The organism is Pedobacter sp. SYSU D00535 (assembly GCF_017355855.1).
Classification (GTDB): domain Bacteria; phylum Bacteroidota; class Bacteroidia; order Sphingobacteriales; family Sphingobacteriaceae; genus Desertivirga.
On record NZ_JAFEWD010000001.1, the window covers coordinates 495,508 to 508,225 of the forward strand.

The 12,718-nt window shown below is 42.9% G+C and carries 10 protein-coding genes; 4 read left to right on the forward strand and 6 right to left on the reverse strand.

All coding sequences use genetic code 11. The annotated features are described in order from the left end of the window. Window positions 1-31 precede the first annotated feature (31 nt). The 4 genes from hemF to J4N23_RS01930 all read left to right on the forward strand — a co-directional run bounded on the left by hemF (window position 32) and on the right by J4N23_RS01930 (window position 6,041). Window positions 32-928 (forward strand): oxygen-dependent coproporphyrinogen oxidase, encoded by an 897-nt coding sequence (hemF, locus tag J4N23_RS01915; RefSeq protein WP_207425316.1) that lies wholly within the window; start codon window positions 32-34, stop codon window positions 926-928. Window positions 929-1,100: 172 nt separating this feature from the next. After that, window positions 1,101-3,731, forward strand: a complete 2,631-nt coding sequence (gene gyrA / locus J4N23_RS01920) for a DNA gyrase subunit A (protein ID WP_207425317.1) — start codon at window positions 1,101-1,103, stop codon at window positions 3,729-3,731. Window positions 3,732-3,831: 100 nt separating this feature from the next. Next, a complete protein-coding gene (locus J4N23_RS01925; protein ID WP_207425318.1) occupies window positions 3,832-4,857 on the forward strand; it encodes a lipopolysaccharide assembly protein LapB in 1,026 nt (341 codons plus the stop codon). 11 nt (window positions 4,858-4,868) lie between these two features. Continuing rightward, window positions 4,869-6,041, forward strand: coding sequence for a lipopolysaccharide assembly protein LapB (locus J4N23_RS01930; RefSeq protein WP_207425319.1), 1,173 nt, complete (start codon window positions 4,869-4,871; stop codon window positions 6,039-6,041). Between the two features lie 74 nt (window positions 6,042-6,115). Here the strand turns inward: J4N23_RS01930 and ligD are convergent, their stop codons facing one another. From ligD to mqnE, 6 genes are all read right to left on the reverse strand, one after another. Next, the gene (gene ligD / locus J4N23_RS01935) at window positions 6,116-8,662 is read right to left on the reverse strand and encodes a DNA ligase D (RefSeq protein WP_207425320.1); all 2,547 of its coding nucleotides are present in this window, start codon (window positions 8,660-8,662) and stop codon (window positions 6,116-6,118) included. After that, a complete protein-coding gene (locus tag J4N23_RS01940) occupies window positions 8,663-9,436 on the reverse strand; it encodes a Ku protein (RefSeq protein ID WP_207425321.1) in 774 nt (257 codons plus the stop codon). Between the two features lie 5 nt (window positions 9,437-9,441). Then, the gene (locus J4N23_RS01945) at window positions 9,442-9,921 is read right to left on the reverse strand and encodes a PA2169 family four-helix-bundle protein (RefSeq protein ID WP_207425322.1); all 480 of its coding nucleotides are present in this window, start codon (window positions 9,919-9,921) and stop codon (window positions 9,442-9,444) included. Between the two features lie 180 nt (window positions 9,922-10,101). Continuing rightward, window positions 10,102-10,818 (reverse strand): menaquinone biosynthesis protein, encoded by a 717-nt coding sequence (locus J4N23_RS01950; RefSeq protein WP_207425323.1) that lies wholly within the window; start codon window positions 10,816-10,818, stop codon window positions 10,102-10,104. After that, on the reverse strand, window positions 10,805-11,434 hold the full coding sequence (locus J4N23_RS01955) for a histidine phosphatase family protein (protein WP_207425324.1): 630 nt from the start codon (window positions 11,432-11,434) through the stop codon (window positions 10,805-10,807). The genes J4N23_RS01950 and J4N23_RS01955 overlap by 14 nt, the downstream gene beginning before the upstream one ends. Window positions 11,435-11,469: 35 nt before the next feature. Then, entirely contained in the window at window positions 11,470-12,663 is a 1,194-nt protein-coding gene (gene mqnE, locus J4N23_RS01960; protein ID WP_207425325.1) for an aminofutalosine synthase MqnE, read from the reverse strand. Window positions 12,664-12,718 lie beyond the last annotated feature (55 nt).

Genomic DNA, 12,718 nt, shown 5'->3' on the forward strand with positions numbered 1-12,718 from the left:
TTATTTTCTATAGAAAAAGCATCTTTGCAGGATGATAAGCAGAGAAAGCATCGCCTTAGAATATCAGAAAATCCAGGACGAAATATGTTCCGGCCTTGAAGCACTTGATGGCCGAGCGAGGTTCGAGGAAGAAGTTTGGGAAAGGGAAGGAGGCGGAGGCGGGAGAACCCGGATCATTCAAAAAGGTGAGGTGCTCGAAAAAGGAGGGGTGAATTTCTCCGCCGTCTACGGTAAGTTGCCTGAGCCGGTTAAGCAATCTTTCAAGGTGGAAGACGACGACTTTTTCGCCACCGGCGTTTCTATTGTAATTCATCCTAATCATCCGCTTGTACCAATCATTCATATGAATATCAGGTACTTTGAGATGAATGAAGACTTGCGATGGTTTGGGGGCGGAATAGATCTTACGCCCCATTATGTTTTCGAGGACGATGCCCGTTTTTTTCATAACTCCCTAAAAAACGTATGCGACAAATTCAACAAGAACTTCTATAGCAAATTCAAAACCTGGGCTGATAACTACTTCTTTATTAAACACAGAAATGAAACCCGGGGAATTGGAGGTATATTTTATGATCGACTTAATCCGGCATCGGCGGAAATCGGCTGGCCGGAGATTTTTGAATTTTCAAAAGCAGTAGGCCGGTCTTTTGTCCCCATTTATACCGAGTTGGTGAACAAAAACCGCTATGACGTCTTCACAGAAGAACAAAAGCAATGGCAATATCAACGGCGGAGCAGGTATGTAGAGTTTAATTTGGTGTACGATGCCGGCACTAAATTTGGCCTTGAAACCAATGGCCGCATAGAATCTATCCTGATGAGTTTGCCGCCTCAAGCCAACTGGGAGTACAACTATCAGCCTGCAGCAGGAAGCGAAGAAGAAAAAACACTAAGTCTGCTTAAAAAGGGAATCGACTGGGCCTAAACGGGGTTGTTTATTCGGCTATAACCGCGCTTTTTACTTCTTCTAACATACTTTTTCTGGTTTTATCCACACTTAAAACTTTTCAACAGGGAGTCGCGAACCCGCTTATTTTCTTATCTTCGCAGGTCGCTCTGAAGAGCGAATTAAATTTTCATAAAGGAACGATCTAAAGATGGCCGAAGAAACAGAAAACGACAATTTACAACCTGCTAACGACCGCATCATACCTATAAATATCGAAGAAGAAATGAAAGCCGCCTACATCGACTACTCGATGTCGGTAATTGTTTCTCGTGCACTTCCTGACGTCAGGGACGGGCTAAAGCCTGTACACAGACGTGTTTTATATGGGATGCTGGACTTAGGTGTTACCAGCGGAAAGCCATACAAAAAGTCTGCACGTATTGTGGGAGACGTTCTTGGAAAATATCACCCTCACGGTGACTCGTCTGTTTATGACACGATGGTGCGTATGGCCCAGGACTGGAGTTTACGCTATCCTTTGGTAGACGGACAAGGTAACTTCGGATCAATAGATGGCGATAGTCCGGCAGCGATGCGTTATACAGAGGCAAGGCTTAAAAAGATTGCTGAAGAGATGCTGGCCGATATCAACAAAGATACTATTGACTATCAGCTTAACTTCGACGACTCTATTGAAGAGCCAACCGTCCTTCCATCAAAAATTCCAAATCTTCTTGTTAATGGAGCTTCTGGTATTGCGGTAGGTATGGCAACGAACATGGCGCCTCACAACTTGAACGAAGTGATTGACGCTACTGTAGCTTATATCGCCGATCGGGATATCGAGGTTTCCGGTTTAATGCAGTACATCAAAGCCCCTGATTTTCCTACAGGCGGTATCATTTACGGCCACAGTGGCGTGAAGGATGCCTACGAGACAGGCCGGGGACGGGTGGTAATGCGCGCCAAAGCCGAAATCGAAACCTATGGTAACGACAGGGAGCGCATTATAGTAAACGAAATTCCTTATCAGGTTAACAAGGCGATGATGATCGAAAGAACAGCAGAGCTTGTTAATGAGAAAAAAATTGAAGGAATTTCGGAGATCCGGGATGAGTCTGACAGGGATGGAATGCGCGTCGTATACGAAATAAAACGCGACGCAAACGCCTCTATTGTTTTAAACAACCTGTATAAGTATACCGCGCTTCAAACCTCTTTCAGTATCAATAATATTGCCCTCGTCCATGGCCGGCCAATGTTATTGAACTTGAAGGATCTTATCAGACACTTCGTAGACCACCGTCATGAAGTGGTGATTAGAAGAACAAGATTTGAACTGGCAGAGGCTGAGAAACGTGCTCACATTCTTGAAGGTTTACTTATAGCACTGGATCACCTGGACGAAGTTATTCAGCTGATTCGCAGCTCTCCTACTCCTGAAGATGCTCGTACCGGCCTAATTGAAAAGTTCGGTTTGTCAGACATTCAGGCCCGGGCGATCCTCGACATGACGCTGCGTCGGCTGACCGGACTGGAGCGGGATAAAATCAAAGATGAGTACGCTGAGCTGATGAAGACAATCGAGTACTTAAAGTCTGTCCTGGCAGATGAAGGTTTGCGCATGCAAATTATCAAAGACGAACTGGTTGAGATCCGAGAGAAGTATGGTGATGAGCGCAAAACAACCATTGTCCACTCGGCAGAAGACATGCGGATGGAAGACTTCATTGAAGATGAGGGCGTAGTAATTACCATTTCGCATGAAGGCTATATCAAACGAACCCCGCTTACAGAATATCGCACGCAAGCACGTGGTGGTAAAGGATCAATAGGTTCGAACTCACGCGATCAGGATTTTATTGAGCATATCATCATCGCTTCGAACCATAACTACATGCTGTTCTTCACGGAAAACGGACAATGTTATTGGTTAAGGGTATTTGAAATTCCCGAGGGCACCAGAACAAGTAAGGGACGAGCTATCCAAAATATTATCAATATCCCGAAAGAAGAGAAGATTAAAGCGTATATCAAGGTTAAAAACCTCAAAGATCAGGAGTACCTTGAAAATAACTTTATCATCATGTGTACCAAGAAAGGTACCATCAAGAAAACTTCTCTGCAAGCTTACTCTCGTCCGCGGGCTAACGGTATCAATGCTATCAATATTAATGAAGGCGATAGTTTGTTGGAAGCGAACTTAACGGACGGTAGCAGTGAGATAATCATGGCACTGAGGTCTGGAAGGGCGATTCGTTTTAATGAATCTACCGTAAGACCGATGGGACGTACCGCGACAGGTGTAAGAGGTGTTTCGCTAGCACACGAGAAGGATGAAGTTATCGGGATGATTAGCATCAACAATCCAGAGTCGACTATTCTGGTAGTTTCAGAAAAAGGATACGGTAAGCGGACCGACCTGGAAGATTACCGAATCACCAACCGGGGCGGTAAAGGGGTAAAAACGCTGAATGTCACTGATAAAACCGGTGAACTTGTTGCCATCAAAGATGTAACAGACAAGGACGATTTGATGATCATCAACAAGTCGGGGATTGTGATTCGGATAGCCGTATCAGGTTTACGTGTAATGGGACGGGCAACACAGGGCGTACGCTTAATTTCACTGAAAGGAGAGGATGAAATTGCATCAGTTGCTAAGGTGGAACATGATGATGAGGAAGCAGTAGATACGGAAGCAGTGGTAGCACTTAGCGATGAGGAGATTGCCGCAGCGGAGGCTAGTGCGGCTGAAGAACCTGATTTAGATGAAGCTGAGGATGATTTAGATGCTGAAGATAACAATGAGGGAGATGATTCGTTAGAGGAAGAATAAGAACGGCATCTATTCCATGAGAAGGGCAAAATTGTTTATAATTCCTTTTTGGGTGTGTTTTACTAGCGTACTTCACGCACAGACACTTACTAAAGAGGCTATGAACAACTTTGCCCTTTATACTTCTAAGAACGATTTTTCGGATCTGGAAAAAGCGAAAAAGACGATAGACGAGGCCTATAAAACAAAAAAAGACTCTTTCGCCTACCGAAGCAACCTGATAAGAGCTCTGGTTTATTCATCTCTTGCTTATGCTGATTCCACCCGAAAGCTTAAGTACCAGAAAGACCCGATAGCTGAGGCTGTCTTTTCAATGAATCGATTGAAAAATCCAAAATTGAATGACGAGCACGAGCCTGAAATATCCTTCGTAAAGAAACAATTGGCAAAAGCATGGCTGTTAAAGGCAAACAGAGCGGTTACCGCCTTAAATTACCCTGAGGCATATCAAGCTTACCTTGCAGTTGATTCCCTGAGCTCAGGTAATTATTTCGTCACGTACAACCTGGCTATTCTGAGTGAAAAATTAGGGTACATTAACAAGGCTATCGACTATTATGAGCAGCTGATAAAAGACAAGCAGAAATCGCAGCCCGATTATTTCCTGGCCCTGTCTAATTTATACGAAACTGTAAGAAATCATAGCAGGTCACTGGAAGTACTTCAGGAGGGACGAAAAGCCTTTCCTGGCAACAGGGATATCTTATTTAAAGAAATTAACATTTATGTAGATAGCGGTTCCTTTTCAAGCGTTGAGGAGTTAATCGATAATGCCCTCGAGCTGGATCGAAACAATTCGAGTTTAAATTATCTAGCAGGATTTGCTTACGAATCCGTAGGGAAAAAACCGAAAGCAGAACAATTTTATAAAAAGGTAGTTTCTTTAGAGCAGAATAGTTACGAAGGTCACTATTCGTTGGGACTTCTTTATTTAGATTTGTTTCTGAAATCAAAGGAAACGAAAGAAAAGTACCTGCCCTTGGCAAAGAAACACTTGCTTGAAGCGGGAGAAATTAATCCAAATTCCGTGAATGTTCTTAAAGCTCTTTCTATTTTATATACAGAAACCAATAACATGATTGAGCTGGAAAAAGTTAACAACAAACTCAAACAATTTATATTTTAAAGAATAATAGGATGAAAATTAAGTCTTTAATTGTCGCTATTGCTGTGATGGGTGCTTCCGCTCCGGCATTCGCACAGAAAGGAGCAGTGAACACTGCAAAAACAGAGTACGAGAAGTATGCAGCAATGAAAGCTGCTTCCCCAAAGTTGGCTGAACCCGCGATAAAAGCTGCGAAAGAGGCTGTTGATAAAGCCGTAGTTCACGAGAAAACACTAAATGATCCAACAGCCTGGACATACAAAGCGCTGATTTACGCTGATCTTGCTCTAGCGGATACTGCTTTTAAATCGGATGACAAGATAGCTGAAGCTGCCAATGCGGTTCAGAAAGCAGTTTCACTTGACAAAGATGGCGCTAACAAAGCCAATATAGCTAGGGCAAATACTCTTTTAGGCTACTATGAAAGAGGAAAAGGATTGCAGAACTTTAAAGCAAAAAACTGGGCGAATGCATATACCGCTTTTAATAGTGGTTTGAAATACATCCCAAAAGATACCATCATTGCGTACTATGCCGGAGCTTCTGCACAAAATGCAGGTAACTTCGCTGGCGCAATTGAAAGTTATTCGTCAATCCTGGATCAAAACTACTCATTCCTGGAAGACGTTTATATCAACCTAGCGGAATCCTACGCCGCTAATAAGGATACTGCAAACGCTATGCGGACTTTATCTGCGGCCTCGGCTAAGTTTCCAGCAAACTCCAATCTTGTAAAAAGAGAAATTGAGTTAGGTCTTAATTCTGGAAAATACAAGGAAACCATCAGCAAAATTGAGGCTCAAGCTGCAAAAGAACCAGGAAACAAGCTGTATCCGTTCTATTTGGGTATTGCCTACAATTCTGTGAAGGATTACAAAAAGGCAGAGGAGGCTTATCAAAAAGCAATTTCTATCGATCCAAACTTCGGAGATGCCTACATCAATCTAGGTGGATTAATCATGAATAACGGTATCGATACTTACAACAAAGCCAATAAGCTTCCTGCTAGTAAAACTACTGAGTTCAATGCGTTGAGAAAACAAGCGGTTGCTGAATTTGACCGGGCGCTACCGTACCTGGAGAAAGCAAGCCAAATTAATCCAAAATCAAATTTAGCACTGCAAAACTTGAAGCAGTACTACATGATCAAAAATAACTCTGCAAAAGCAGCAGAAATAGATGCAAAAATCAAAGCGCTGCAATAAGCACCTGCGTGCATAACGAAAAGCCGGAAATCTGATTGATCTTCCGGCTTTTTGTTTTAAGTACTTTTAGCAAATCAGGCTAATCTTTTTAGAGCAGCTTTCAAATCGGTTTTTTCTTTGGTAATGTCCTGCCACAAATCGCCTTTTTCCTTAAGACGATCCATTGTATTAAATATAGTAAACTGCTTGATGTCAAGCTCCTCATTTACCTCATCCCAATCTAGAGGTGTTGAAACCGTAGCACCTATTTTCGGGCGGGCAGAGTAGGGGGCGGCAATAGTTTGGCCCTTTCTATTCTGAAGAAAGTCGAGGTAAATCTTCTTTTTCCTCTTCGAAGGACTCCTTTCGAGACTTGTGGTATCAGGATGTTGCTGTAGTACCAGCTGTCCAAGGTACTGTACGAAGTTCTTCACCAATTCATAGTCGTATTTCCCTCCCAGGTGAATAAAGATATGCAGGCCGCGGGAGCCGGAAGTCTTGATGAAGGCCCGGACGCCCATTTGATCCAATATCTCTTTCGTAGTGAGCGCCACACGAACAACTTCTGTAAAATCATCTACATCATTCGGATCGAGATCCATTACAGCAAACGTCGGATGGTCGGGCTTCTTGCAAGTGCTCAACCAGGGATTTATCTCTATGCAGCCTAAATTCACCATCCAGAGAAGCGTGGGAAGATTGTTGCAAATCAGGTAGTCAATTTCCTTATTTACGCTTTCGGAGTAAATGGTCTGATAGCTAATCCAATCCGGTATTTTTTCTGTATCCAGATCTTTTTGAAAGAAGTTGGGCGCATCTATACCATTAGGATGACGGTTCAAGGAAAGTGGCCGGTCCTTCAGGTAGGGAAGGATGTAATCAGAAACGTCCCGATAGTACTCGAGTAATTGCCCCTTCTTGATACCTTCTTTTTTCCAATAAAGCTTGTTTAGATTGGTCAGCTTAAGTTTCTTCTTGCCGAAAGACTCTTCCGTCTCATCTGGAAAGTCTTTTTGTTTTGTCTCTGTCTGAACCATGTTTTCTGAATCTTCTTCGGTCACTACTGGACCTTCCTGTTTTACTTCTCCAGCCGTTTTATCGAATCTTAATCCCTTGAAGACCGGGTGCCGAAGATGACGGTCACCGGTCCATTCACTAAAGTTGACTTCACAAACCAAATCAGGATGGATCCAGGTAATGTTCTTTTCACCGGGTACTTTTTCCGAAACTGGCTTTCGGCTAGCAAGTCGCTGGGTCATGTGATCAAAAACATCCTTTAAGGTTTGTTCCGTGAATCCTGTCCCACAATTACCGATGTACTTAAGCTCCTTTCCTTCATGCAAGCCCAGAACCAGAGAACCAAAATATTTTCTACTCCCCGCAGGTTTAGAGTACCCTAGAATAATCGCCTCCTGAGAGCTAACAACTTTAAACTTCAACCACTTGTCAGATCGACGATCACTTTCATATCTGCTGGTTGCACTTTTTGCGATAATGCCTTCCCATTTATTTTTTTCCGCTTCTTCAAAAAGCTTTTTACCCTCTCCGAAAACATGTTCATTATACACCACGGTATCACTTTTTAGACGTGCGATCAGCGCTTTAAGCAGCTCTTTCCGCTTTACCAGCTCTAGCGACCTCACGTCGTGACCATTCAACGCCAGCAGATCAAACACATAATACTTCAGCTTAATCTTTTTGTTTGACGCCCTGTAGTTCTGAATTTCCTGAAAAAGGGCTCGCCCTGAACTATCCTCTGCTACCAGCTCTCCGTCTAATACAGCCTGGTTTTCAATTTTAGCTAAGATCTCAGTCACAGCGGCGTATTTCGAGGTAAAATCGAGCCCGTTCCTAGAGATCAATCTCACACCATCACCAGTAAAGGCCAGGGCGCGATAACCGTCCAGTTTTTTTTCGTATACCCAGTCTGGGTCGTCAAATACATCTGAAGAAAGCTTTGCCAGCATCGGCTTTAACGACTCCAAGTCCAACTCGCCTGTTTCTGCCTGAGTATTTTCGGGTGTATTATCATCAGCGGCAGGAGAGGGGGTTAAAGGTTTTTTTGCAACTTTAGCAAGTTTCTTACGATCCTTGCCCTGTTTTTTGATTTTTTCCGGCACGAGATCTTCTGCACTGAATTTGGCGTCAACGGCAAATTGATCCCGGTGTTTTATGAGAAGCCAGGAATTGTCTTCGCTTCCTTTCAACTTAACCAGAGCAAACTCGCCATTTAAGATCTTTCCGTGCAGCTTGAACTTGAGATTGCCGCTATACAGCCCCTTCTTTAGCTCTTTTTCGTCGTCTTTTCCTTCTAGAGATTCATAGGTCCCTTCGTCAAAAATTGTAACAACGCCAGCCCCATAGTTTCCTTCCGGAATTACGCCCTCGAAAGTACGATAGTCGTAGGGGTGATCCTCCACCATCATTGCCAAGCGTTTATCTTTAGGATTGAGGGAAGGCCCCTTCGGTACAGCCCAGCTTTTTAAAACACCCTCCATTTCCAATCTAAGATCGTAATGAAGATGAGAGGCATGATGACGCTGCACTACGAACCTCAACTTCCCCGATGAGTCTCTTTCATTTCCCTCAGGCTCTGAAGTTTCCTTAAAATTTCGCTTTTCCTTATATACTTTTAAACCCATTTAAGCTCCTTTTCTAGACGAATCCAAACTCTGCATGAGCATATCATACAAGTTGTCGTCGGTGGCTTTTTTCGGTTTAAGTTTCTTAATGGTAGGTCGTTTACCTTTGGCTTTCGCCTCGATGATTTTCAACAGTTCATGATGATATTCATCCTTGAACTTCTCTATTTCAAACTTGCTGCTATACTGATTAATAAGCGCAAGCCCCATATCCAACTCCTTTTTACTAACTTCCACATTGTCAGGAGTGAGTATTTCTTCTGCTGATCTGATTTCTTCTGCAAAACGAATTTTAGAGACCACAATTACCTTATCTACAGGATGGAGAATGCAAAGATTTTCGCTCGTACGAAGTACAAATCGGCCTAATCCAGCCTTCTTGGATTTTTGCAGGGCTTTATGAAGTAGGGCATAGGCCTTCCTTCCCTGAGTCTCCGGCTCCGCATAATAGGAAGTTTCGTAAAACATAGGATTTACCTCCACCATCTCAACAAAATTCTCGATCTCAATCATCTTGCTCTTCTCGGGGCTTGCATCCTCAAAGTCTTTATCCTCCAGAATGACGTAACCATCATTGATAGGGTAGCCCTTCACAATTTGGTCATAGGGGACTTCTTTTCTTGTTTTTTCGTTGATTCGCTGGTATCTGATCCTTGATTGGTCCCGCCCGTCAAGCATATCAAGGCCAAGTGAACTGCTTTGTACTGCCGAATAGAGTTTAATCGGAATGTTTACCAAGCCAAAACCAATAGAACCTTTCCAGATCGATCTCATATCACTTAAAACGAAGGATCAGACTTGAACAATTTGAAATATCTCGCATCGAGCTCTATTAAAGCATTGTTGATGGTTAACCGTTGGGAAGCAAGAAAAGTCTTCAGTTCCGTGTCTTCAAGGATTGTGCCTTGTAATACATCGTCATATCCATTCAGCACCTCAACGTCTGAACTCCTGCAGCTATCTAGAACACCTTGATCTCCACTTCCTGCAGCTGCAGCCTTGATTCCTTGCCAACCACGTTGCAGGGTTGCTAAAAAACCAGTTTCGTCGTGTTCAGGATCTCCGCCCATAGATCTTATCCTGCTTTTTAGTTCCGCCAATATAGATTCGCGCTCTGTTGCAACGCTACGTAAAAGTTCTTTGAGGTCGGCAGATTGCACGTGGTCAATCGCGTGCTGGTATGTTTTGTAACTGTCGTTTAAGAGCGCCTCGAGACGCTGCAATTGCTTGGTATAGTTCTCCGGATAAGTAGTTGCCATAATGAAAGTGTTATATGTTAAGCAACATACCGGATAAAAAATGGTTTTAGGAGGATGAGAAGGAGAGAAACTAGAAAGTCCACGCAACTCTATTTAACATAATATTAATTATAAGACAAAGTTTTGTATAACATTTTGAGCTAAGAGTTCGACTGCTAAACTCTTGATTATGAAAAAGCATTAAACAGCTCTCAGATAATCTAAGAACTTGTTTAACGCTTCCTTTTTTTTCTGATTCAGCGAATAATCGATTTTGTGCAAAAGATAATCTTCAAGATCGAAGTCCGTTCTAACCGGTAATTCTTTTAACACTTCCTGTCGATTCTCCAGCCCAAACTTTAATGCTTCGTTAAATCTTTCAAGGAAATTCTGATCAACAGCTTTGTTAGCAGTCCAGACGGCGAATGCAAACGGAAGTCCGGTAAACTTCAGCCATTCCTCTGCTAAATCATACACGAACGGATACTGATCCTTTTTCCCAAATGTTCGGTCTCCAATTTCCACAAACGCGTCTCCGCCTTCTGCTACTATCTCAGGGTTCAGTTTCCAGTAATGTTTTAAGAGAACACGTGCTAAACCATTAGAAGTACGTGAATGGCTATCCAGCCGAAACTGCTGCACGGATTGAATGGGTTTGGTGCTAAAAATAAACACAGAGTTTACTGGGCCTGATGCCCCAATGCAGAAGTCGGAAACGATGTGATGATCCGGAATTTGCAATAGAGCGGCTACCGGCACCAGTCCAATATCCGCCTCATCATTAATCAGTTTTTTAGCACAAACTGATGGAATATCTAAACTAAGATCTATGCAATCGAGGATTCCCGAGTGTTTTAATCCGTAAACGAAAGGTAATGTATTAGTATAAGATACAGCGGAAACTCTAATCCTGCGCACAATAAGATGTTAGATGATCGGTGTTGTTAAACTCGAGTATTTCGAATTTCTCACCGTCGTATTTTAATTTGTAAAGAGTAGTATTTTTATGTGGAAAACGATCCATCTCGTACAGAGGCAGATTCATCAGCAAGCACAAGAACAAACGCATAGCGCGACCGTGCATACATACTAGAATATTTTTAGCATCATTCTGCTCGATAAGTTTCTCCAGGACCTCAAGCTGTCGTTTATGAACATCGAGCGGACTTTCTCCCCTTTCGAACTTTAGATGAAGGTCGCCCGCCGACCAGCTTTTCATCAAATTATCAAACACAATTTTAACATCCTCTGTGCTTTCCTGACCTTCGTAAATTCCCCAAGCCAGCTCGTCCAAACCAGCATATTGAGTCCAGGGAATTCCATCAGCTATAAAGCGCTGAACCGTTTGATGAGTCCGCTTTAAAGTGGAAGTATAAATTTTATCAAAAGGAACGTCTTTGTAAGCCTGGTAGAACGCCTCCGCCTGTTGGCGTCCGGTTTCATTCAGATCCGTGTCCATTCCCCTTCCCTGCATTACACCACGTTTATTGAGATCTGTTTCTCCGTGACGAATTAAATAAATAAATTTCTCCATACGCCCTTTTAAATGCCGTAATGCTGCTTTTGTTTTTAATTAATGACTGGTAATTTGTAGAAACGAGCTTGTTCCTTATTGTCGAACTCAACGTTATTGTAGTCAGTAATAACATTATAGAGCGTATCTCTTTCTATTGGGTGACGGCCCACCTGCTTTATCAGTTCCACTAATTCTCGGGTACTCATAGCGGGGGTTTGTTCTTCAGCTCCCGCCATAGAATAGATCTTAGTGGTATCGTCCAAAGTCCCATCAATGTCGTCTACTCCAAAGTTTAACGACAGTTGAGCTGTGCTCCTGCTAATCATTGCCCAATAGGCCTTAATATGGTCGAAGTTGTCTAAGTAGATGCGAGAAATAGCATAGTTTCGAAGGTCTTCAATAACGGAAACTTCCGGCACATGAGACATCTGGTTATTCTCATGACGAAATTTTAGGGGAATAAACGTTTGAAACCCGCCTGTCTTGTCCTGCAACTGGCGCAGCTGCTCCATATGATCAACCCGGTGCCAATATTGTTCGATATGCCCGTAGAGCATGGTTGCATTCGACCTCATGCCCAGCTTGTGCCATTCCTCATGGATCGCGAGCCACTGTTCACCTGTACATTTATCCTTCGCTATCTGATCGCGAACTTCAGGATGAAAAATTTCCGCTCCACCGCCCGGAATTGAATCCAAGCCTGCCTCTTTCATTAATCTCATTCCTGTAGCATAATCCACCTTGGCTTTTTTGAAAATATAATGATACTCGACTGGCGTTAATGCTTTTACATGAAGTTCTGGCCGATGTTCGTGTATTTTCCTAAAAAGCTCTGAGTAAAAGGCCAGATCGTACTGAGGTAGCACCCCTCCTACTATATGAACTTCTGTCACCGGCTGCTCATCATACTTTTTAACGATATCCAGCATCTCCTCCAAAGAAAGCTCCCAACCTTCTTCGCGCTGCTTGATGAGTCTGGAATACGAACAGAACTTACAGTCGTAAACACACAAATTAGTAGGCTCGATATGGAAGTTTCGGTTGAAATACGTTTTATCCCCGTGACGCTTTTCGCGGATAAAATTAGCAAGTGCACCGACAAAACCGAGCTCCCCCTTCTCGTACAGAAGGACGCCTTCTTCAAAATTTATTCGTTCTCCGGCACCTACTTTCTCTACTATTTGTTTTAAACTTGAATTGAGATTTTTATCTGTGAGGAGTGTGTTCAGTGTATGTTCAGCATCCATTGCTGCAAAAATACAATAAAGGCAGAATTCGCACTATCATTTTGTTGTAACAATG